Raw genomic sequence first — 22,356 nt, forward strand, 5'->3', positions numbered from 1 at the left:
GTCTTGATCTGCTCGTAGAGCGGAGGGGCGGCGAGTGGCAGCACGTTGGCGGGGTCGGATTTCGTCATGGTTCGTGGGGTTGTCTGTACTTGTTATGACAAGTCGAATCACAGTCTAGTGACGGAAGCCCTTCGGGCGAACGAAGATTTTGTGCTTTGTATTTCTCACGTCGTTCGAACCGCTGACCTTGTTGCCCGCGCTGGCGGCGGTTACCGAAAGGCTAGGACTGGTCGCCACGGCGTCCATCACGTTCGACGCGCCGTATCACATTGCCCGGCGTTTCGCCTCGCTCGACCACATCAGCGGCGGACGTGCGGGATGGAATTTCGTGACGACGTCGAACCCGGACGCCGCACTCAGTTTCGCTCTCGACGAACACGTCGAACATGTCGAGCACGACGAGCGCGACCGCGAGTTCTTCGATGTGGTCACCGGCCTTTGGGATAGTTGGGCCGACGACGCGTTTATCCGCGATACGGAAACCGGCACCTGCTTCGATCCGCAGAAACTGCATGTGCTGAACTACAAGAGCGAGAACTTCTCGGTGCGCGGGCGGCTGAATATCGCGGGCCCCGTTCAGGGCTGGCCCGTCATCGTGCAGGCGGGTTCATCCGAAGCGGGGCGTCAGATCGCGGCCGAAACCGCCGAGGTGGTGTGCACCGCGCTGAGCCGTCGAAGGCGGCAAGCGCTTCTACGCCGATGTAAAAGGCCGCATGCACAAACTCGGCCGGCAACGCGACCATATGAAGATTCTGCCGGCCGCTTTTGTGGTGGTGGGCGATGCGCTCGACGAGCGCTCTGATAATCATATAGCCGACCTGAAGGCTGCCGCGCCCTTTTGCCATGCGAGTCCGGCGCGAAGACCGGCGTGCATTGGCGAACCGGGGTGCGGATTGTGTCGAGGCCCGTTAGCGAGCGGCATGTTGTTGCGCAGGCCAATGTTTCCGCACAACGCGTTCCAAGCGTGCATGCCACATGTGAATCGAAGCGTTCAACCGACTCCGCCCGGCCACGGTAGCGCACTGACGGGCGTACCGACTTTTCGTCCAACTATCTCGTAGATCGTTGCATCGTCATGCTCGAATGCGGTGGCCCATTCGTTCAGATGATCGCGCCAGGCACAAAGGCTTCGATCGTCGATGTACTGTCTCTCCGCGATCGATGCCGCGCGCAAGTTTTCCTCCCACAGTTGCAGCGTCCTCACGCAGTGGCGGCGCAGATTGTTGACGTCCGACACTTCCAGACCGCCTGCCCGCATTGCCGTCAACGCATGCCCAAGGTCGGGCAGTTCGTCGTCCGTCAATGAATAGGGACTGGAAAACTCACCGCCGCTTAATCGGACGTTGCCGTTGCCTCGCCCCGCGGACATGATTCCATGACTGACGAGCACGCCGTCTGCCGCGAGGCGTTCCTGCAAGACGGAAAAGTACTCCAGAAGATCGCCGCGGCTGTCGAATTCGAACAGGCCCAGGCTCGTGATCCGGTCGAACGAGCCCTTCACATCGGGGTAGGCTTGCAGGCGGATTTCGACGCGGTCCGTGAGGTTGGCTTTCTTGACGCTCTCGTTGGCCCAATCGAACTGATTTTTCGACTGGGTAATCCCCACGCATCGCGCGCCGAACTTTTCGGCTGCCCGAATCACCAACGCGCCCCAACCACAATCGACATCGAGCAGATGCTGGCCGGGCTCGAGCCCGATTTTCGTGAGGACGTGGTCGATCTTTTTCAGCTGCGCCGTCGCGAGATCTTCATCGCCGCGCTCGAAGTAGGCGCACGAGTAGACCATCAGCGGATCGAGCACCATCGCGTAGCAATCCTGCGGAAGATTTCCGCCATGCTCGCGCAGTGCTTTGCCCATGAACACATTCCCGATGGCCGCATGCTCGCGATGATCCGGGCGACCTTCGTCGTGTGATTGCCAGCTCCGCGGTGCCGTGCGCACCGACGTGCTCATCTGCGAATATACGGTACTGACCCAACGGGTGAGTTTTCCGTCCTGAGGCATCTGTTGTCTCCGTTGTTTTGCTGGATTTCATCGGGCCACATCGGCGCGCCGGCCGGGTACGTCTTCCCGCTTGTTCGTCGGTGCGAAACGCGTGGTCCGCGGAATCCAGACGCGGCGAAACTGCTCCATTTCATGCTCTTCGGCGAACACGGACATCGACGGTTTAACGAGGTCGTGCCTCGATACGATTCCGAGCAGACGTCGCGTATTCTCGTCTTCGACCACCGGCACACGGTCGAGTCCCGTTATGGCGAGGCGGGCGGCCACGCTGCGGCAAGTTTCTCGCGGCAGCGCGATTTCGAGCCTCGCGTGCGAAACGAATGTGCCGATCCGGGCATTGGCCTGCGCGGCGGGAATCAACTCGATCAGCGCCCGCTCCGCCATGCCCACCAAAGTCCCGGCGGAGACAACCGGATACGCGCGGTACTTCTGTCGTGCTCCGAAATAGTCTCGAAGCACATCGGCGACCGTCATGTCGGCATCGATCGTCTGGACGTTGCGGGTCATGACCTCGTCGACATAGTGTCTTTCCAGCGGGTCGATGCTGTACTCGCGATAGATGTGAAAGCCGCGGCGCGCGACCTTTTCCGTCAGGATCGAGCGACGCATGAGCAGAACCGTGAAACCGTAGGCGATTGCCGCGGCCGCGAGCAGCGGCAGCAGCGCGTTGGCGTCGCCCGTGAGTTCGAACGCGAACACGGCCGCCATGACGGGGGCGCGCATCATGCCGCCCAGCGCCGCGGCCATGAAGATGAGCGGCCAGACCGCGGGTTCGCCGCCCGGCATGTAAGGCCCGGCGATCGCGCCCACGCCGGCGCCCATCATCAGCAACGGCGCCAACACGCCGCCCGATGTGCCCGATGCCAGCGCGATGACCCAGATCACGGCCTTGACGAGGACGATCGCGACGACGACGCCCACGGCCAGGTGGTTCTGCAACAGATCGCCGATGACGTCGTATCCGACACCCAGCGTACGCGGCTGAAAATATCCGCCGATACCGACGGCGATGGCGCCCAATGCCGGCCACCACATCCAATGGATGGGCAGTCTGGCGAACAGGTCTTCGATCTTGTAGAGCCCTGAGGACAACCCCCAGGACAGTGCGCCGGCGATGACCCCGGCAATGCCCGATGCGACGAGACCGATCGGGCCCAGCGGCAGCGTGTGCAGCGGAAAGAGCGGACCGCTGCCGAGTAGCAGCGGGCGCGTGAATCCGGCCACGGCACATGCGATGGCGACCGGCAGGAGGCTGCGCGGCCGCAGTTCGAACAATAGAAGCTCGATGGCAAGGAGCACGGAGGCGACGGGCGTGCCGAACACCGCGGTCATGCCGGCCACGGCTCCCGCCACCAGCAACGCCTTTCTCTCGGCGCTCGACAGATGGAAGTACTGCGCGACGAGCGAGCCGATCGCTCCGCCCGTCATGATGATCGGGCCTTCCGCGCCGAACGGACCGCCGCTGCCGATTGCGATCGCCGAGGCGAGCGGCTTGAGGATCGCGACTTTGGGCGACATCTTGCTCTTGCCGAACAGTATCGCTTCGATGGCTTCCGGGATGCCGTGGCCACGAATCTGCTCGGAGCCGAAGCGCGCGATCAGGCCCACCAGGATGCCGCCGAGCACCGGAATCACGACGACAAGAAGTCCGAGCGTGTTCAGCGACGGCGAATGATTGGCCGTGGAGAGCGTCTGGAAGAAGAACAGGTTCGTGAAGAACCGGATGAGGTGCAGCAAGAAATCGGCGGCGACCGTGCTCAACGCCCCGCCAACCGCGGCAATGGCGCTGATGCGCAGAAGTCGGACATCTGTTGCGAAGTCGCCCCTGTGTTCGCTCATGATTCTCCCTGGCCTGAGCGCCGATGATGTCAACCGTCAAGGCGCATTTATATCACAACATGATCTAATGTGCGCACATCGCGAGTCGCGTGGTCGAGCGGATAGCTGCGGGACGCGAGCCTGACATTGCTCGCGCTGCTGCGCGGCGGCTACCCCGACGAGGCGCGGCGCCGGCGCTCGAGAGCGAACTCGTGGCGCATCTTGCACAGATCTGGCGGCAACCCGATCAGGGCATCTGGGAAAGCCGCGGCAAGCCGCAGCAGAATACCGTTTCGAAAGTGATGGCGTGGGTCGCGGTGGACCGCGCCATCCGCGCGGCGACGCAATCCCATCAGCAAGCGCCGCTACGCGAGTGGCAACGGTTGCGCCTCCGCATCCATGCCGACGTTTGCCGCGACGCCTTCAGGACCGATCTCGACTCCTTTACGCAGACGTATGGCGGCGATGAACTCGACGCAAGTCTCTTGCTGCTGCCGCTCGTGGGCTTCATATCGCCGCACGACCACGACCCGCGTATGCGAGGCATGGTTGCCGCGATCGAGCGGCATTTGATGAGCGATGGCCTCGTCTTCCGTTAACGTACCGCGCACGCCGGCTCGTGGGAAATTCCCGCAGGCGTTTTCCCACGTCGCGCTGGTGAATACCGGGCTGACGCTGACTCGCGGACACACGCGCGCGGCAACATCACTCAAGCGAACGGCGACGATTAGCGCGCGGGCCTCGCTCAACCTCATTGCAGTCGCTGGCGAGCGGGTCGGTGGCTGCGCAGGCGAGCGTGTCCGCGGGTTCATCGTGCATCGCATCCGGTGTCGAACGCCCGTACATGTACGAGCGATTGAACGGATAGTCAGATCGTTGGGCGCGCAGGTGGCCGGCGGGCAGACCGCGTCCCGCGGCCCTGTCGTCGGCGCGCGCCACCAGAATCTGGAACAGCGAGGTCCAGCCGCGCTCGAATCCCATCGCCGAGCCGGCCAGATAGAGGCGATATGCCCGGATGATCTTCTCCGCATCGGCGCCGAGTAGGCGGCGCGCCTCGTCGAGACGGGCTTCGAGCGCATCGGCCCAGCACCACAAGGTGCGCGCGTAATGCGGACGAAGACACTCGGCGTCCAGCGGTTCGAGATTGCCGCGCGTCATCGCGTTCAACATGACGCTCACGTGCACCAACTGACCGCCGGGGAAAATGTACTTGTCGATGAAATCACCCATGCCGCCGTCGAGTTGTGGATTGTCCACGCCGCCGGCCGTAATGCTGTGGTTCAACATGAGGCCTCCCGGCTGCAGCAGGCGCTGCATCTTCGCAAAGTACACGGGCAGGTTGGGGCGGCCGACGTGTTCGCACATGCCCACCGAAGCGATCTTGTCGAAGGTGCTGGATTCGTCGAGGTCGCGGTAGTCCTGCAGCAGCATCCGCACGCGGCCCCGCAGTCCCTTTTCATCGACGAGGCGGTTCACGTAAGCGTGCTGGTTTTTCGACAGCGTGATGCCAGTGGCGGTAACGCCGTAGTGCTCGGCGGCCCAAATCAGCAGGCCACCCCAACCGGCGCCCACGTCGAGGAAGCGTTCGCCGGGACGCAGCAGCAGCTTCCTGCAGATGTGATCCAGTTTGGCTTGCTGCGCCTGCGCCAGCGACATGTCGGGCGCGGCAAAGTACGCACACGAATACACACGCAACGGGTCGAGCCACAGCGCGTAGAAAGCGTCGGAAACGTCGTAGTGATGCTGGACCTGCGCGGCGTCGGCGGACCGGCTGTGGTGAGTGCGCTCCCATAGGGCAAAGCGGGCACGCTTGAGGCGGCTCGTGAGCCATCCGGGCGTGTCCTGAGTCGGGTCATGACGAAGAAGCTTGGGAGCGGCGGCCATCAGATCGTGCATCGTGCCGTCGATCTCCAGCCGGCCTTCCACATAGTCTTCCGCCAATCGCCCAATCGCACCCTGGGTCAGATGCAGAAGCGTTCGGATGTCACGGATGACGAACGAGATTCGCGGCTGCGTGGCGCCGATGCGCCCGCCGTCCGGAAGCCGCAGTGAACACGGCAGCGGCAGGCCGGCGAGCTGTTGTTCAGCCGATTGCCGCAAAACGCTAGATAGCATCATGATCGCCGTCTCCTTCAGCGGGTCGGCTCCTAGGTCCGGTGCCGCAGCTGTACTCGCGTGCGGACCATCATGCAGTCGATTATATATCACAAGTTGATATATAAGCTGGTACATACTTGCCGTGTGCTGATAGACGTTTCGTCGCCCATTCGCCATATGATTTGCAGAACGATGGGATCGTCGCGGCGCGCGAAATTCAAGTGCGTGAACGACTCGCCGAGCCGGGTGTCACCGCTGGCACAGCGCTCGCGAGACTCGATAAAGGACATGTGCAAGGCAAAGTGGCCATCGAGGTTTCCAGGGCAATCTGACGCGCGGAGCAAACCATGGCAGGGCGTTTGCATGCGAATCGAGGAGCAGGCTTTGGCGATTGTGTCGAAAGCCGGACGGGCAGCGCTCACGTGAACCAGCGGCATGCGAACTCGGCGGCCAGCGCCGCGCCCGCAAACACCGTGGCAAGCCAGCACAGCGCGCGCAAGGTCCAATGCGCGCTGAGATCGCCTACCGCCGAGCGTTTCATGCTCAGCAGCACGAGCATCACCATGACGGGTGTCGCGGTAGAGCCGTTGAGTACCGCGCTCCAGTAGAGTGCCCGGACCGGTTCGACTCGTGCGAGCGTCAACGCGACGCCGAGCGAAATGCCGAGCGCCATCACGACGACCAATGCCCACGCAACCGGCCGGTTGCGTTGCCTGCCGGCGCGACGGTCGCGCGCGCTCACAGCCGCATTGGCAGCGGAGCCGGCGAGCGGGGGCAATGCGAGGAGGGCCGTACCGATGAGCGCCAGCCCGAGCACGTGCGGCGCATAGCCTCCAGCCAGCGGCCGAAGTACGCTCGCGGCGTCGTACGCATTGTCGAGCCCGTGTCCGCGCGCGTGGAGTGTCAGGGCGGCCGCCGCCATGATAAACAGGCCGGTCGAATTGGAGAGAATGGTCCTGACGAGTGTTTCAAGGCGGTTTTTTTTGAGCTGCCGGTTGCTTCTCGCGCCGTCCGCGCCGACCGCTTGTGGCGGCTGTTCCTCGATCTGCTGTTCGGCCTGGGCGAACAGCAGGTACGGACTGATGGTCGTACCCAGCACCGCCAGCAACATGGTGAAATAGTCCACGCTCCATGTGATTCGCGGTGCGACAGCGCGCAGCGCGAGCGTCGGCCATGACGATTCGCTTATCAGCGTAACGCCGACGTAGGCAAACAGGCACGCTGCGAGCCATTTCAGAATCCGCGCATAGCGCGCATACGGCACGAACCACTGGAGCGCGATCGACAGTACGCCGAAGATTGCGGCGAAGAGGGGCACCGAGCCGCGCCACAGCAGTTGTGCGCCAACGCCCATTGCAATGACGTCGGCCGCAATGTTGAAGACGTTGGCGACGAGAAAGCGCATGACGGCAACGTAGAACAGCAGCCGCGAATAATGCTCGCGCATGTTCAACGTCAGGCCCTTGCCCGTCTGCGCGGCGATCCTCGCGGCGACGAGCTGGAATGCCACCATGGACGGATACGACAGCGCGCACATCCAGAGCATGTCGTAGCCGAATTGCGCGCCGGCCAGCGAATATGTCATCACGCCACTCGGGTCGTTGTCCGTCGCGGTCGAAACCAGTCCGGGGCCGACGTGGGTCGCCCACGAATGCGCAGGCAGCCCGTCGCGCGCATCCGGGCCTTGTTCATGTTCGACGACGAGGGACATGGTTCTCCTTGCGCTGCCGCAAGAGCGAGTACGGTCGTAACCAGGGAACGGCTGACACCGGCTGCCGCTTATCCCCGAACACTGCGGGGATTGCGGGTCAGCGACTGCGAGTCCTGCATCGTCCAGCGAGCGCGGCTGTCAGGGATTTTGTGAGACTTTTGATTCAATGGTGAGCGCCCGGGCATCGCGTGGCGAGATGCAGATGGTGCAAGGGTCGAGCAAAGCGCATTCCTGCACGAGGGCCTCCTGGCTCGCGTCACTATTATCGGCGGCGGGCCGGCGCCGCTACTTCGTGACCGCGCCGCGAATATCGGGCAAGCCGGGCGTGCCGCTCGAATTGCAGGCGCAGGGGCCTTGAGGGGAAAGCGTCCGCGTGATGCGGAAACTGGCGGTGCAGGGCGTTGAATGGAATGAGCCCGAAGCAAAATTGTCCGGCCGCATGGGTTCGCGCCGGCTCCAGTCGACCATTTCCCGAATTTGCCTCGACGCTGCGAGCATTCGTCGGCGCTTCTTCTTTTCCAGCCATTGCAGCGATTCCTGGACAACCTCGGTCGGAATGTCGTCGAACGGCGGGTGACGACCGTGACCCGAAGCGCACGCAGGCTTTTCTCTCGAGCTTAGGACTGGTCCGGCAGCACTTCGCGCTCAAAGCGCACTTGCTGCGCGTCTCGCTCTATCGCAAACAACTCGCTTCTCGATTCGCTGCGTGGCACGAATTCACCGGCATAGCCCAAAATCCGTCGACCGCCTCCTGAGCGATTGACTCTTCGCCGTAGTCCGTGCTGCTGCCGAAAGTTGACAGTGCCCCTGCGACTGGATGTGTTATCGCAGCCAACGAAAACCGCCTGATCCACTCGCCATAACCCCTTACCAGAAAGCCTCCAGAGCGATCGATGTATTGCTGGCGGGACCTCTCATAGACTTCCCGAAGCGCAAACCACGGCACATGCGGCAAGTCATGATGAACCAGATGATAGTTATTGTTCAAAAACAGCAGACGCCAGAACCACGCCGCTTCGTTAATCACGCTGCGATGCTCATGCGCTTGCGCCTCACGATGTTCCTGAAATGAACGGATCGAACTCAACGACAGCGCACCATAACCCGCGCCGACAATAAAAACCCACGCCGGGATCCCGCACGCAAGTTGCATCCAGGCCGCGAGCCCCGCAACGGCGGCGAAGTGCGCAAGCCACAGCGGAACATCGCGCCAATCGCCGCTCTTGACCTTACGCAGCGTATCCACGCCCGTCGCGGCGATGGAGAACGCAGGCCCGACCAGCAAGCGCCCGATAAACGTATTACGGAAAGTCAGCAGCGCGCGAATTGCCCAACCCGAGCGTCGCCATACGAGCGCGCTGACGAAGTAGCTTTCCGGGTCGCGCTCGGAATGCGTCAGATGCGGATCGTCGTGATGCTGAAGATGTGAATCGCGATAGATGCCATACGGAAACCACACGGCGAGCGGCGCGAAACCGAGCAGGGCGTTGACGAACGGCGAACGCGTAGGGTGACCGTGCAGCAGCTCATGTTGCAACGACATGTACCACGTGCCGAGAACGGCCAGCAGCAGCGTGGTGAACGGCAGTCCGAGCACGCGCGCATGCGTCGCCACGCCGAACCATCCGCCATAGATCGTTACGATCAACGTCCAGGTCGGCCATTGCGTGCGCCATGTCCAGTTTGTCGCCATGCGGGCGAGGGTGTTGCGTTGCGCGTCGTCGAGATAAATCGCCATGAACAGGATCGGTCGGAATGCAGGTTCAGACCGATCCTACGGACCCTCACGCATTGCCAGAACCAATTTGTTCAGCAATGCATCCGTGAAAACGTGAAAAGGCGGCCGGCGCTCTAGCGCCGGCGCGTCTCCAAGCCGTGCTGGTCAGGCGCTCAGGGCGCGTTCGCCACGCGGCAGGCGTGATCCTGGAGACCTTCGGCCGTGCCGCTGCCGTCGTCCATGTCGATCCCGCTGTTGACGATCAGCCAGCCGTCCTTGTCAGCGGACGGCCCCGCGCCCGTCACGAGGATGGTTTGCATGGCCATTGCCGCCGCGCCCTGGTTGTCGCGCGCGACGATGCGAAACGGGTTGTCGGCGCCCGCGAGCGAGCTCACGCGCATGATGCGGTAGCGATTACCGTCGAGGGTCTCCCAGTGCCATTCATCCGGTGAATCTTTGGCGTGACGCGCGAGCGCTTCGCTGATATCCGCGCGCATGCAATCGATATGAATGTGCAACTGGTTCTGCGAGCGACGATATTGCGAATTGATTTCGAGGCTCAGTTGATTGTCGGGCAGCGAGCGCTTGACCGATTTTTCGACGTAGGTGCGCGCGTCCCAGGCGTCGACCCAGTAATCCTGCGCATGCGGCGCAAGCACGAGCGGGCTTTCGATACCGGTGATGCGGTCGGTAGGAATCAACAGGTGCTGCGAGCGTCCGACGATATCCTTCAGGATAGCGTAGCGTTTGTTGAGGTCGACAAACGTGCATTGACCCGGCGTGCCAGTTGCCTGCTGGGACGGCACGCAACGCAGATCGACGATTTTCCACAGCGCATTCGAGTCGACCGCGGCGAGGCGGGCGCATGCGCTGGCGGCCAAGGCGAGGGCCAATGCTGCGGCGATTCGCGCGCCGTTGCGTAAAAGGGCCCGCTGCGGGAGAGCGGGCATCAGAGTTTTCATCGGCGTTGTAGTTGAGTTTTTTTAGAGGTTGTGTGAAGGCGGTTGCGGTATCAAAGCACCGGCGCCGGCAACGCGCCAAGCAACTGTTCGAACGCAATGCCGATCGCAAGAAGACGCCGGTCCTCGCCGAGCGGGCCGTCCAGTTCGAGTCCGACCGGCAGGCCGCTCGCGGTCATGCCCGCGGGCAGCGAGAGCCCCGGAATGCCTGAGGTGCTGGCCGGATCGGTATTGTGCAGGAACGCGTCCATGGTGTCGATTGCCGCCGAACCGTCGATCGACACGACCGACGAGCCGTTCACCTCGTCGATCGGCACGGCGGCGAGGCGCGTGGTCGGAAACAGCAGCGCGTCGATCCGCTCGTCGGCGAAGGTCGCGGCCATGTACTGCTGCAATCGCGGCCGCCAATGATTCAGCGCGGCCTCGTAGCGGTCGCCGAGCACATCGCTTAGCACGCCGTCGTAAATCGCGCGCACGTCCGGGCTGGCAATGCGGGCCGCCATTTCGACGACGGTCTTGACGGGCGCGTCGTTAGCGACGAGCCACGCGAGCACGTCGTCGCGTGGCTCATGGATCGCGATCGGGCCGCCCACCATGCCGTTCAGATCGTCCAGTTCGCTCATCGCCACCGGCACGAATACCACGCCCGCCGCTTCGAGCTGCTGCAACGCGGCTCGCGCGACGTCCTCCACCTGCCGCTCGAGTCCTTCCCAGAGCGGCGCGGGCAAGCCGATGCGCAAGCCGTTCAACGCGACGGCCGGCAATGCGCCGGCGCCGGTGATCACGCCGTCGAGCAGCGCAATATCGGCGACGGTGCGCGCCATCGGCCCAACCGTGTCGCGCGTGTGGCTGATCGGCACGACGGCGTCCGGGTCGTGATAGCGCCGTTCGGCGCCGCCCTTGCCGACCGATGGACGAAACCCCGCCGTGCCCGTCAACGCGGCCGGAATGCGGGTCGAGCCGCCGGTGTCGGTGCCTAGACCCGCGGGTACGATGCGCGCGGCAATCGCCGCCGCGGTGCCGCCCGACGAACCGCCCGGAATCAGCGAGGGATCGTAGGGATTGCGCACCGGGCCCGCATGCGCGGCGAGGTTCGTACTCGTGATGCCGAACGCCAGTTCATGCATATTCGCCTTGCCGAGCACGATCGCGCCGGCGTCGATGAGGCGCTGCACCGAGGGCGCATTGGTCTTCGGTATGAAGCCCGCGAGCGCCGGCGTGCCCGCCGAGGTTTGCATGCCCGCCGTGTTGATGTTGTCCTTCACGACGATGGGCAAACCCGCGAGCGGCAAGCGGGCCTTTTCGGCGGCGGGCAAGGCGTCGATGCGCCGCGCGGCGGCGAGCGCGCCGTCGAGCTCGAGCGTGGTGAGCGCATTGAGGCTCGCGAGCGCCGCCGCGCGCGCGAGCAAGGTGGCCACGTAATCGGCGGCGTTGAGGCGGCCGGATTGGATCGCGGCTACGGCTTCGGTAGCGCTCAACGCGAGTTGTTCATCGACGGTCCATGTCATGGCCGGCGTCTCCTTGTCCTGATGGGGTGTCCCGGCGCGAGGGTTTCATGAAGCGCAGGGCGAAGCGCGCCAGCGTGGGCACGAGCTTCGGGCGCAGCAGTCTCGCATCGTAACCGCTCATGCGGCGGTCGTTTTCCGCGAGGCAGAGCGCGAACAGGTCGGGTGCGTTCATTGCCTCGCCGATCACACCGCTGCTCGCGGGCAGAAAATTCGAATCGTGCGCCATGCCTTTCGTGTCGATGCCGCGCGCGATCGCGAGGCGCTGCCAGACCAGCACCAGCCAGATCGCGGCCACGCGCAGCGAATGCCACGGTCTGCGCCACAGCGGCATGGTGCGCCGATACCACGCGACCCAGTTGATGAAAAACAAAATGTGGCGCGCTTCCTCCTGAATCACGGGTTCGAAAGTCTCGACCAGCGCCTCGGGAAAAAAGCCCGACTGCTGCGCGGAGCGGAATAGTCCGAACGCAAAAAAACTGTCGATGCACTCGCTATAGCCCGTGCGCATCCATTCCCATTCGGCGTCGCGCGGCGGCAAATAGTCGGGCTCGGGCGCGATCTCGATGCCGTAGGCTGCGATCAGCCGGGAGAGCACGTGCTTGTGACGCGCTTCTTCGTCGCCGTCCATGGAGATGGCTTCGCGCAGCAAGGGGTCGCGCAATTGCGCGGCATAGGTATGGACAGCGATCGACGCACGGCCTTCGGTTTGCACCGCGATGTCCCAGATGGGCAGCGAACACAGCCGTTCGAGTGCATCGGGCGGCAAGGGCGGCCAATCGAGCACGGCCGGCTTATAAGGGTTGTGGGTTTCAAGCAGCATGCGGCAAAACATCTGCTTGTGCGCCTCGGAACCGATCTTCACGCGAGCGGGGTCGCGGAATGTCCAGTGGCGCAGGGCACGGTCTTCGGCAACATCTGTCAGTGTATCGGACATGGCAGGCGTACAGAGGAGGGCGAACTCGATGTGTCGCCCATTCTGGCACAACCGTTCAAAATCCGATGCCGAGCGGTGCAAGCTCGCTGGCGCCGCTCGCAACTCACAGGATGCGAACGACGCGAGCGGTGACTTTACTGGTGGTTATCGATCCACATGCGTCCCCAACGAAATGCGTAGGCCAGCGCGTGCTCTTCGTCGAAGAAATAATCGAGCGCGTCGAATGAATAGTGCTGGTCGTGATTCGCGGAAGTTTTCTCGATGGTCAGATTGGCGGCGAACAGGCCATTGGGGAGTTGTTGTGCGGCTGGTGCAACTTCGTAACCCTTGTAGCGAATATGTGCGTTCATGATTTTTGGCAGTCGTTATGCCCCGCTTGCGTCGAAAAGGCCGGCACCTCGGACGCAACCCGTAGCGTCACGCGGCCGGTAAATCAGCGGGCAAGGTGAAGCCTAGGCCGCGCTGCGCAGCGGGTGAACCAATCTTTAGTCGTAAGCAAATCAGAAGGGATGTGTGCAGGAGCCCCGATCGGATCATATTCGCTGTGTTCGAACACACTATCCGGGGTTGCGGAATACGGGTCTGTTATGTGCCGCACGGTTCGAGCGAACGACCGCGCCGTGGGCCGCCCAGGCGGGTCCACGGCGTCGTGAAGCGATCGGCAAAGAGGGGATTAAACCGCGTGCAGCAGGCGCGCGGGTTGTGCGTCCTTGAGCGCGTTGCCGAGCGGCGCGGCGTCCGGCACGCGGTGCGCGTTGAACGCCAGCGCGAACTGCGCGGCCTGCTGGCCGACGGTGGCGAGCTGCTCGACGACCTTCGCGTCCGAACAGGTGTCGACGGTGTCGAAGCGCGTTTCCAGCGTGTTGATGCCGGCGCCGAACGGCGTGGGCCAGCCGCGCAACGCGTGGACGATCGAACGTAACGACGTCAGCACCGAGCCCGCGGCCTGCCAGCCATACGCCGTGACGATACAGCCGACTGCGCGGCCGTCCAGATACGGGCGCTCGTCGGCGCGCAATTCTTCGAGCGTATCGAGCGCGTTCTTGACGAGACCGGACACGCCGCCGTGATAGCCGGGCGTGGCGATGATCAGCGCGTCCGCATGGCGCACCGCCTCGATCAGTTCAAGCTGCTCGTCCGTGCGGTGCGGCTGTTCCGGCGCGTAGTGGGGCAGGCTGTGCAGGAAGGTGCCGCCGAACAGACGGGTATTCGCTCCAGCGTCCTGCGCGCCGCGCAGGGCGAAGCCGAGCGCGCGCTCGGTCGACGAAGCGGCGCGAGTCGTGCCGCCAATGCCGATGACGAGCGGCCGGCGATGATGATTGAAACTGGTCAACGAAATGCTCCTTCGGTAGCGGCTCACGGTGCGCCGGCACGGGGCTGCGCGCGGCGGACCGGGGCGAACCGGACTTTGAAGCGTTATCTTAATCAGCGCCGGGCGCCGCACGAAGCGACTTTTTGTTCTAACGATATAACCGCGCGGTTTGCCGGAGCGGCGGCGCGGGCGCCTTCAGCGTAGCCGGAACCTATGCCGCACGCGCTGCAATGCACTTGAAGCCGCGCCGGATAAGCATATGGCGAAGCATTGTTTGGGGGCGCGATGACACGCGGCTATGATCGAATCGTCTCCTCCATGACTCCTCCTTGACATGGGACTCGGCCCCGCCACGCAAATGGCGGGGCCTTTTTTTATCCACTGACCGGGAGTCTCGCGGCCGGGCCACTTCACGATAAAGCCGTTTTCCGCATGTTACGATCGTCCGCAAAGCCAATCACGGCGAGGTCGAGCAAGCAATGGCAACTCTTTATGACACCCTCGGCGTGCCCACGCACGCCACCGACGAAGAAATCAAGCGGGCCTATCGCAAGGCCGCGATGAAGTGGCATCCCGACCGCAACAGCGGCGCCGAAGACGTCGCGCGCGCCACCTTCCAGGAAATCAAGGACGCGTACGCGATCCTCTCTGACGCCGCGCAACGCAAGGTTTACGACGCGGTCTACGCCGAGCAGATGCGCGGTTGGGAAGCGCAGCATGCGCGCCGGCAGAAGGCGCAAGCCGAGCGCGAAGCGGCGGCGCGCGCTGCCGACGAAGCCGCGTACGCCGAGATGGTCTCGCTTGCCATGCGTTTCGCCGACGAAGGCCACAACCGCGACGTGCTGTTCGGTGTGCTGCTCGGGCGTCGATGCGAGGCGGGGCGAGCCGCGCAGATCGCGGACAGCGTGTCGGCGTTGCAAGCGGCGCGGCGCGAAACGGCCAAGGCCGAGACCGAACCCGTCGCGGCGGCTGCGCCGGAGAGTGTCGATGGTTCGGTCAGGACCAAAGCGGCTTCAGCGAAAGATGACGCCGCCGCGCAGGCTTCGCAAGGGCAGCGCGCGAATCAGGACAAGCGCGAAGAACCCGTCAGCGACACGCATCCTGCCGGTGCCCTGAGCGGCCTCTGGTTCCAGTTTCTCAACGGCTTGCGGCTTTGACGCATCACGCCGGTTGTCCGGCGATCCGTGCGAGTTCGGCGGCGAGTTCGGCGACGAGTTCGTCGATATAGGCATCGTTCAGACCGCAGTCCGCGAGCGCGCTTTGCAGCTTGAACACGTACTCCGCGTTCGTGCCGAACAGACCGCTCGCCACGGCCATCGATGGTGCGATCAGCGTCGCTCGCGCGTCGCCTTCGTATTGCGGATTTCCGTGATCCGCCACGAAGGCGATCGCGGATAGTTCGGTGCCGTCCTCGAGCGTGAGTGGCGCCCACGTCGGACGATAGGCGCCCGTCACCGTCTCGCGAATCCAGAGAATGCGCAGTTCTTCTTCGAGCGTCTCGCCGCACAGGCGCAACGCGACGCCCCGCGTGCTGCCGCCTTGCTCGAGCGAGAGCATGCGGCCCGGCTGCTGCGGCGTGCCGCGTCCAGCGATCATGCGGATGCAGAAGCTGCGATGCCAGCCTTGCAGGGTGGCGATGCGGCGGCTGTCGAAGTCCGAGATCGGATTCCACATCAGCGAGCCATAGGCGAAGACCCAGACATCGCCATTGTCCGGACGCTGCCGCATGGTGTGCGCGAGCGACGCGTCGATCTGCGCCTGCGTCCACAACATTCCTTTGGGCAGCGATTCAAAACTTTCGAGGTAGGCGCCCGAGCTTATGGCGTTTCTGTTCAGCATCCCGTCATTTCCGTCGTGGGGTGGCGCTTCGCGCTCGCCGTCGACATGGCGTGCGCATAAAACGTCAGCACCAGTATGCGGGCGGGACTCGCCGGAATAAATCCGTCTTGAGGAAGTAGTGCATCGTCGGCAGCAGCACAATCGGCTGGCGCACAACGCGCGATGTCCTTGTTGCGAGCCGCGCGGCGAGACCACCGAACCCGCAGCCGTGTGACGAATGACGCCCTGGCCGGTAGACCATAGAGGTAGACCGAATTGATATAGAGAGCAGGCTTTAGCGTTCGAATCTGCACTTCTAGAATCAATGACAACGTCCGCAGCATGGGTTCCCGGGGTCGCCCGAACGCCGCCTTGAAGAGCGACGCCTGCTCATTGCCATGCGGTCCTGCTTCGTTTGACTTCCACGCAGTCAATCCAGAGAGGCACGACGGCCATGTTCACTTTCATCGTAGTAGTTGCGGTGGCGGCGTTTGTTCCCTACGTCGCGGCACCCGGCATTGCCAATGGTGTCAAGGCGATCAGCACGCCGCCCGCGGCCATGAGGTTCGACGCCGCGCCCGCGGCGGCATCGGACGGGAGCGACGCGGCCAACCGCATCGTGTCCGGCCGACGCGAGAGCGGCGCTTCGGTCTGACGTGCCCGATCCCGGCTCGAACTCTACCGAAGGCTGAATGAAAGCTTGACGCTTGCGCTGGTACACTTCGGCGCACGCGCGATGCGCGGTGCCCGCGAGTAAGCAAGCCCTGGTGCAAATTTTCGTGGCGCAACAAATTTGAACATCGTAGTGTCACGAGGGCGCAAGACTGAGCCGGCAGAATTGCACACAGAAACAAACAAAAAAATACGGGTACGGGGTAAGCGTGACCAGAAAATACAAGGTGCTGTTTCTCTGTCGCGAGAATTCAGCACGCAGCATCATTGCCGAAGCTTTGTTGCGGGAACTGGCGGGACACCGGTTCGACGCGTTCAGCGCGGGACCGGAACCGGCCGCGCGGGTTCATCCATGCGCGGTCGCGCAATTGCGGCCAGGCATCTCGGACCTCGGCATTCTCAGCCCGAAAAGCTGGCTGGAATTCACCGGTGAATGGGCGCCGCGTATGGACCTCGTCGTCGCGCTGGACGAATCCGTCGACACTCACCACGCACCTGCATTTCCAGGCGAGCCTGTCTCATGCACCTGGGCCTTCGCCGATCCGCTCGCACACGACATTGCCGAGTCCGAACGCGCGCGCGTGTTCGAGAAAGTATTTTGGCAAATCGTGCGGCAGATGAGCGCGTTTATCGAACTGCCGCAATATGCGGCGCCGGCCGGCGCCGCCGCAACGGTCGCGATTCCCGCATTGAGTGCCTCTTCGCAGCGCGTCACGACATGCGGCGCGTGAACGCATTGCGCGTGCGCTCGGAATGCAACGCCATAGTGTTTAGTGCTGCTCCGTCCGGATATACAGCAGGCGCGGGCACTCGGATGCACATGGTCACAGCGGAACAGAGCGAAAACCAAGCGGGACAAGCGCACGTGACAACGCATCACAGTGTGCATGGCACAGGTACATGCGTGCTCGCGGACGCGCCGAACGGCGGTTTCCCACGGAGGACGTGCGGGGTGATTTTTTTACGCTAGCGGCGGAATAATACGGTGGTCTATCGATTGTTCGAACGCGCGAGCGGACTGCCGGCGAACGGGTCGTTCTGCCAGTCCACGCGTTTTTTCGGCTGCGGGGCAGGTGCCGGCGCGGCCGACAATTCAAAGTGGTCGATGGATTGACCTGCGCTGATTGCCTGTTTGAGCCATTGAGGCATTTCGCCCTGGCCGTCCCAGCTATCTCCAGTTGCGCTACGGTAGCGTCCGGCCTTTTGCGCGGCCGGTTCGGATGCCAGCACTGCCGCAAGGTCTTCGGGTTTGATGCCAAACTCTTCCATGCGATGGCGGAGATACGCAATCATGCTATCTCGCTTCCTTTCGTCCATAAGATATTCGTCCTTCTAAAACGTCCGGTGTTCTGTCAATTACAGATTGCAAGGGAAATCCGCGAAAGCATCGATCCATATAAATGGGGACGGCCCGCGGTGTGTTATCGATTGAAGAAATCTCTAAAGGCAGCGTTTAGAAAACGTCGCTCCATATATCGCGGCGCAGCAATTAGCCGAGACGGCCGCCGATCAATTTCATGGGTGTCAATCAGTGAATATTCAAGCGCTTTGCCGCGCGGCGAGGAAGGCTGCGGGTGTCTCGCGCCAAGCCTCATGCCCACAAGGGAAAAAACGGTATTGACGATGCACTAATTGCGGCAGGCCGGTTTCATCTCCACGCTCCGTCTCTCGCCGGTACTTCGCGCGCGGGGCCGATTATTGACGTTATGTCAGCATCATAACGCACTGTGCGGCCAAAGCACGTACCGGCTTGGGTGATTTTGTACAAATCTCTTCTAACCCACTACTTCGGCTGCGGCAGACCGGAGCGGGTGTTCCGCGATTGAATTCCTGAGTGGCCGAGCTATAAAAGAAAACAGCGGAGCCAAAATCCGTGTTTCCAGCCTGCGCAGACTGATTCCGGTCAGCCGCGAGAACGCGTCCGACATCGGTTGCAGGTCTGGCAAATCATTGCTCGTTTAGTTCGATGACTCGCCGCAGCAGTTCGCATCGGCATCGACTCGTCCGTCAGCCCATTGGGCAACCTCGCTTTTTTCGCGGATCTATTCTTTGGAGGACGAGAACTGCTGCGCCGGATTCAAGGAGTCTGGACATGAAACTACGATTATGGATGGCGCTGGCCAGCGCCGTGTTCCTGCTGGCGCCTAAAACGGCGGGTGCGCTGGGCCTCGAAGACCAGCAGGGCGCCGGCATGTCGGGCCGCGCGCTGATGCAACAGAACGCGAACGAATCGGCGCAAGCGACGACCGACATGTCGTTCAGTGAATCGGGACAGGGCATGCCCGGCGCCCAGCCGGTGCAGAACGTGTCCTACGGCGGCGTAGCCGCGGGGCGATCGCAGGCGGGAGGTCCACCGAGCCAGCCCTGCATGTCTTCCGCGCCGCAATGCAGAATCTATTTTGGCCAATGACCGGTCTTTCTCTGGGAATGCGGTGCGCATGTGCGAGCACCGCTTCCCGTCAACTGCCGTTATGCGAATGCCAGCGTGTCTAGCGGATGATCGGCGCGCTCGCTGAAGCGGCCCACCATCGTGTTGAAACTTTGTCCTTCCGCTGCGGCGCCTTCAGTGAATCCGCGCAATTCGTCCAGCAGTGCGCGCCACGACGCGTGCCAGCGCGTTTCCTTGATGCAGGCGCCCAACGAGTCCGCGATGCGCAACACGCCGTTGTCCGGATAGAAAGTGACGGTGAGCGGCATGCCGTCGATCACGCAAGTGGCGGTGCAAGGGCGGGTAGTAAGCATGGGCGATGTCCTTTTATTGTCAGTGGGGAGCGCATGTTGAAAACGCTGACGTGCGCTTCAGCAAACGCTGTGCCCAACTGACGTTCGCGCTTCGCAGTGCCTGCCGCGCCATTCCCACGCCGGGAATCGAGCACGAAGCCGCACCAATAACCCCACATTCGACTGCAATTTTCCGGAGTGGTCAGCGAGCGATTTAATACGATGTTATGGTGTGGTCTATTCGGGTTTTCACCCGCTGATTCTCCAGGCTGCAATCGCGTCACCTCCGGCAAGCAGGCCTATATGGCCTGCTTTTTCAATCGTGCCGGCCGGTCTGCGAATGGATTAGCGCGGTGCGGCCGCTCCAATCTCACCCGTTGTTAATAGACTCGCAAACAATACTATGTTGATCGAAGACAATCTGCCCGCGAGCACAGCCTCGCTGGACGATGGCGCCTCGTCGTCCCTGCGTTCATGGCTGGCTGTCGTGGCTGTCGCCATCGGCGCTTTCGCTTTCGTCACTACCGAGTTCTTGCCGGTCGGACTGCTGCCGCGCGTCGCCGCGGAGCTGGGCGTGTTGCCCGGCACCGCCGGCCTGATGGTCACCGTGCCCGGCGTCATCGCGGCCATCTCCGCGCCGGGGCTGATGCTGGTGGCGGGGCGCATGGATCGCCGGCGAGTGTTTCTCCTGCTCACGGCTTTGCTGCTGGCGTCGAATCTGATCTCCGCTTTTGCGCCGAATTTTCTTTGCATGCTGCTCGGGCGCGCATTGCTTGGCGCCGCGCTGGGCGGATTCTGGACGCTGGCCACGGCAGCTTCGGGGCGTCTCGTGAAACCGAAGGATTCGGCACGGGCCATGGCCACGATACTCACCGGCGTGACCTGCGCCACGGTGATCGGCGTGCCGCTCGGCACGTTCATCGCGAGCTTCGCATCGTGGCGCGTGTCGTTCATGGCGACCGGCGTGCTGGTCGCGGTCGCGCTGGTCGCACAGTTCTTCTTCGTGCCGTCCTTGCCGTCGAGCGCCGCGCTGCGTCTGCGCGATCTGGTGGCGCTGCTGCGCCGCCCGCATCCGCGCCGCAGCATGCTGATGGTGGCGCTCGTTTTCGGCGCGCATTTTTCCTCGTACACGTACATCACGCCGTTCCTGCTGCACAACGCGAATCTCGACATGTCGACCATCACGTGGCTGCTGCTTGGGTTCGGCATCATCGGGTTCTTCTCGAACTTCGCGGTTTCGTCGACCGTGACGCGCAGTCTGAAAGTGTCGGTCGGCGCAATGGTTTCGCTGCTGATGTTCGCACTGGTCTTGTTGCCGCTACTGCAGCATTCGACAATCGGCGTCGTGGCGCTGGTGCTTGCGTGGGGCATTTCCTTCGGCGCGTTGCCGCTGTGCTTCAGCATCTGGATTCAGCGCGCCACGCCGGATTCGCCCGAGGCCGGCTCGGCGTTGTTCGTGAGCATCATTCAGGTGGCGATTGCGCTGGGGTCGCTGGTGGGCGGCATGGTGGTCGACCATGTGGGGATTTCCGCCGACTTTCTGCTCGGTAGCGGCCTCGCGTTGCTGGGGCTCGCCGCGCTGGCGAGCTTCGGCCGCAGCGAGCAGAAGGTCGCCGCCGAAGCGGTGGCTTGCCCCGCGTGCACGGAATAATTGCTGGGCATCGGTTCGGCCGTTCAGACCATGCTCGCGGAAATGCAACCGGAACACAAAAGAGTGATGAATCGACAACGCAATTCAGCTATCAAACGTCGCTTGCGGTGCGCGCTGTTCGCAATGGTCACGCTCAGTTCCGCTACTGCATTTGCTGCCAGCTTCGACTGCGGCCGGGCGCGATTGCCGGATGAAAAGGCCATATGCGCGTCACGGCAGCTGAGCGAGATGGACGTCGAAATGGCCGTGCGCTACCAGATGCTGACGGGCCTGGTCGCGATGGGCGCGCGAGGCAATATGCAGGACGAGCAGCAGGTGTGGCTGAAGTCGAGAAAAGCATGTGGCGGTAATCAGCTGTGTCTGCTCAACGCGTACCGGCGACGCATCGGCACGCTCAAGGACGAATACGCCAACCTCGCGAGCCGCGGGCCGTTCTGAGTGCGCTGGTTGTCTGCCAGAAGCGGATGCGGCATAAGGAGCCGCGAAGGCAAGCCGGATTCAATCCGTCTGTGAGCAGCGCAAGCGCCCGCCGCACCTCTTCCGCACGCGACCGAACGTATCGCTCACGTCCCAGCCTCAACGCGTTACCATGAAAAGCTTCCGCTGCTTTCCCCCCGATTCAGGTCCCGATGCGCTCAACTTTCACCAAATGGCTTTTTATCGTCTACCTCCTGGGTAGCGGCACGCTGTATTCGATCATCATCCTGATCCTGTTTCCGTTTGTCGGACGTGCGGGACGATACTGGCTCGCGAGGCAATGGTGTCGCGCACTGGTTTTCGTCATGCGTTGGCTACCCGGCGTTTCATGTTCGATAGACGGGCTCGACAACCTTCCCGACGGTCCGGCGATCATCCTGTCACGTCATGAGTCGACGTGGGAAACCCTCGCGTTTCTCGCGCTTTTTCCGCGCCGTGTCAGTTTCGTGTTCAAGGAGGAATTGCTGCGCATTCCGTTCTTCGGCTGGGTGTTGCGTGGCCTCGACATGGTCAGCCTGAACCGCGGCTCCGCTCGACAGGCTCACCAGGCGGTGACGAAGGAAAGCGCGGAGCGGCTGGCCAAGGGCGATGTCGTCGTCATTTTCCCGGAGGGCACGCGGGTCGCGCGCGATGCGCCGTTGCGGATGACGTCCGGCGGCGTCCGGCTGGCGTGCGCGACCGGCGTGCCGGCCGTGCCCGTGGTCCTGAACGCGGGCAAGGTCTGGCCGACCAAAGGCTGGCCGGACGGCCGCGGGCATATCCGCGTGGTGGTTGGGCCGCCGCTGTCTCCACACGACATGACGCAGCAGGAATTGAGTCACGCGGTCCACGAGTGGATGAAAAACGAACTGCTGCGGCTTTGATCCTTGCCGAGCCCGCATGTCCGCATGCGACACAGCGTACCGTTCGCCGATGCCATAGCCTGGCGTACCGCTCGATTGAACTGGAACCCAATT

General features: G+C 62.9%; 21 protein-coding genes and 2 pseudogenes. 10 read left to right on the forward strand and 13 right to left on the reverse strand.

Annotated elements, in window-relative coordinates; translation table 11 throughout:
• Positions 1-163 precede the first annotated feature (163 nt).
• A pseudogene (locus tag ACFSNN_RS29800) lies at positions 164-794 on the forward strand (NtaA/DmoA family FMN-dependent monooxygenase); the annotation flags it as partial.
• A gap of 197 nt (positions 795-991) precedes the next feature.
• Here the strand turns inward: ACFSNN_RS29800 and ACFSNN_RS29805 are convergent.
• Entirely contained in the window at positions 992-1,858 is an 867-nt protein-coding gene (locus ACFSNN_RS29805; protein ID WP_134465603.1) for an SAM-dependent methyltransferase, read from the reverse strand.
• A gap of 174 nt (positions 1,859-2,032) precedes the next feature.
• A complete protein-coding gene (locus ACFSNN_RS29810; protein WP_134463967.1) occupies positions 2,033-3,844 on the reverse strand; it encodes a chloride channel protein in 1,812 nt (603 codons plus the stop codon).
• A gap of 191 nt (positions 3,845-4,035) precedes the next feature.
• Between ACFSNN_RS29810 and ACFSNN_RS29815 the strand changes: the two genes are divergently transcribed.
• Positions 4,036-4,422 carry a glycoside hydrolase family 15 protein gene (locus ACFSNN_RS29815; protein ID WP_166799363.1) on the forward strand — a complete coding sequence of 129 codons (387 nt, stop codon included), beginning with the start codon at positions 4,036-4,038 and terminating at the stop codon, positions 4,420-4,422.
• Positions 4,423-4,528: 106 nt separating this feature from the next.
• On the opposite strand, the gene ACFSNN_RS29820 is transcribed toward ACFSNN_RS29815, so the two are convergent.
• Positions 4,529-5,941 carry a class I SAM-dependent methyltransferase gene (locus tag ACFSNN_RS29820; RefSeq protein WP_134463971.1) on the reverse strand — a complete coding sequence of 471 codons (1,413 nt, stop codon included), beginning with the start codon at positions 5,939-5,941 and terminating at the stop codon, positions 4,529-4,531.
• 397 nt (positions 5,942-6,338) lie between these two features.
• A complete protein-coding gene (locus tag ACFSNN_RS29825; RefSeq protein WP_134463975.1) occupies positions 6,339-7,631 on the reverse strand; it encodes an NRAMP family divalent metal transporter in 1,293 nt (430 codons plus the stop codon).
• A 578-nt stretch (positions 7,632-8,209) separates the two neighbouring features.
• Between ACFSNN_RS29825 and ACFSNN_RS41405 the strand changes: the two are divergent.
• Positions 8,210-8,386 (forward strand): annotated as a pseudogene (locus ACFSNN_RS41405) (IS6 family transposase); the annotation flags it as partial.
• On the opposite strand, the gene ACFSNN_RS29830 reads toward ACFSNN_RS41405, so the two are convergent.
• The 6 genes from ACFSNN_RS29830 to ACFSNN_RS29855 form a co-directional block, all read right to left on the reverse strand.
• Positions 8,305-9,369, reverse strand: coding sequence for a fatty acid desaturase (locus ACFSNN_RS29830; protein ID WP_244322978.1), 1,065 nt, complete (start codon positions 9,367-9,369; stop codon positions 8,305-8,307). The pseudogene ACFSNN_RS41405 and the gene ACFSNN_RS29830 overlap by 82 nt on opposite strands.
• Before the next feature lie 152 nt (positions 9,370-9,521).
• Positions 9,522-10,310, reverse strand: a complete 789-nt coding sequence (locus ACFSNN_RS29835; RefSeq protein ID WP_134463977.1) for a CDP-diacylglycerol diphosphatase — start codon at positions 10,308-10,310, stop codon at positions 9,522-9,524.
• Between the two features lie 50 nt (positions 10,311-10,360).
• Positions 10,361-11,815, reverse strand: a complete 1,455-nt coding sequence (gene iaaH, locus ACFSNN_RS29840; RefSeq protein WP_134463979.1) for an indoleacetamide hydrolase — start codon at positions 11,813-11,815, stop codon at positions 10,361-10,363.
• Entirely contained in the window at positions 11,796-12,749 is a 954-nt protein-coding gene (locus ACFSNN_RS29845; RefSeq protein WP_134463981.1) for a ferritin-like domain-containing protein, read from the reverse strand. The genes iaaH and ACFSNN_RS29845 overlap by 20 nt, the downstream gene beginning before the upstream one ends.
• A gap of 134 nt (positions 12,750-12,883) precedes the next feature.
• A complete protein-coding gene (locus tag ACFSNN_RS29850; RefSeq protein ID WP_012427561.1) occupies positions 12,884-13,099 on the reverse strand; it encodes a transcriptional regulator in 216 nt (71 codons plus the stop codon).
• Between the two features lie 323 nt (positions 13,100-13,422).
• Entirely contained in the window at positions 13,423-14,082 is a 660-nt protein-coding gene (locus tag ACFSNN_RS29855; protein WP_134463983.1) for an NADPH-dependent FMN reductase, read from the reverse strand.
• A 458-nt stretch (positions 14,083-14,540) separates the two neighbouring features.
• Here ACFSNN_RS29855 and ACFSNN_RS29860 point away from each other — a divergent pair, with 458 nt between their 5' ends.
• Positions 14,541-15,218 (forward strand): J domain-containing protein, encoded by a 678-nt coding sequence (locus ACFSNN_RS29860; RefSeq protein ID WP_134463985.1) that lies wholly within the window; start codon positions 14,541-14,543, stop codon positions 15,216-15,218.
• A gap of 4 nt (positions 15,219-15,222) precedes the next feature.
• On the opposite strand, the gene ACFSNN_RS29865 is transcribed toward ACFSNN_RS29860, so the two are convergent.
• Positions 15,223-15,900, reverse strand: a complete 678-nt coding sequence (locus ACFSNN_RS29865) for a gamma-glutamylcyclotransferase (protein WP_134463987.1) — start codon at positions 15,898-15,900, stop codon at positions 15,223-15,225.
• Positions 15,901-16,333: 433 nt separating this feature from the next.
• On the opposite strand from ACFSNN_RS29865, the gene ACFSNN_RS29870 reads away from it, so the two are divergent.
• Positions 16,334-16,534, forward strand: coding sequence for a hypothetical protein (locus ACFSNN_RS29870; RefSeq protein WP_134463989.1), 201 nt, complete (start codon positions 16,334-16,336; stop codon positions 16,532-16,534).
• Positions 16,535-16,760: 226 nt separating this feature from the next.
• Complete coding sequence (locus ACFSNN_RS29875) at positions 16,761-17,282, forward strand: arsenate reductase/protein-tyrosine-phosphatase family protein (RefSeq protein ID WP_134463991.1); 522 nt, start codon at positions 16,761-16,763, stop codon at positions 17,280-17,282.
• A gap of 259 nt (positions 17,283-17,541) precedes the next feature.
• On the opposite strand, the gene ACFSNN_RS29880 is transcribed toward ACFSNN_RS29875, so the two are convergent.
• The gene (locus ACFSNN_RS29880) at positions 17,542-17,868 is read right to left on the reverse strand and encodes an H-NS histone family protein (protein WP_012427555.1); all 327 of its coding nucleotides are present in this window, start codon (positions 17,866-17,868) and stop codon (positions 17,542-17,544) included.
• A 775-nt stretch (positions 17,869-18,643) separates the two neighbouring features.
• Here ACFSNN_RS29880 and ACFSNN_RS29885 point away from each other — a divergent pair.
• Positions 18,644-18,961, forward strand: coding sequence for a hypothetical protein (locus ACFSNN_RS29885; RefSeq protein ID WP_134463993.1), 318 nt, complete (start codon positions 18,644-18,646; stop codon positions 18,959-18,961).
• 59 nt (positions 18,962-19,020) lie between these two features.
• Here the strand turns inward: ACFSNN_RS29885 and ACFSNN_RS29890 are convergent, their stop codons facing one another.
• Positions 19,021-19,293 carry a hypothetical protein gene (locus tag ACFSNN_RS29890; RefSeq protein ID WP_134463995.1) on the reverse strand — a complete coding sequence of 91 codons (273 nt, stop codon included), beginning with the start codon at positions 19,291-19,293 and terminating at the stop codon, positions 19,021-19,023.
• Between the two features lie 382 nt (positions 19,294-19,675).
• Between ACFSNN_RS29890 and ACFSNN_RS29895 the strand changes: the two genes are divergently transcribed.
• The 3 genes from ACFSNN_RS29895 to ACFSNN_RS29905 all read left to right on the forward strand — a co-directional run bounded on the left by ACFSNN_RS29895 (position 19,676) and on the right by ACFSNN_RS29905 (position 22,263).
• Positions 19,676-20,923, forward strand: coding sequence for an MFS transporter (locus ACFSNN_RS29895; protein ID WP_134463997.1), 1,248 nt, complete (start codon positions 19,676-19,678; stop codon positions 20,921-20,923).
• A complete protein-coding gene (locus tag ACFSNN_RS29900) occupies positions 20,924-21,361 on the forward strand; it encodes a lysozyme inhibitor LprI family protein (protein ID WP_377767126.1) in 438 nt (145 codons plus the stop codon). It abuts the gene before it with no gap.
• A 191-nt stretch (positions 21,362-21,552) separates the two neighbouring features.
• The gene (locus tag ACFSNN_RS29905; protein WP_134464001.1) at positions 21,553-22,263 is read left to right on the forward strand and encodes a lysophospholipid acyltransferase family protein; all 711 of its coding nucleotides are present in this window, start codon (positions 21,553-21,555) and stop codon (positions 22,261-22,263) included.
• Positions 22,264-22,356: the final 93 nt, after the last annotated feature.

It is taken from the genome of Paraburkholderia dipogonis (genome assembly GCF_042680985.1).
GTDB lineage: Bacteria > Pseudomonadota > Gammaproteobacteria > Burkholderiales > Burkholderiaceae > Paraburkholderia > Paraburkholderia phytofirmans.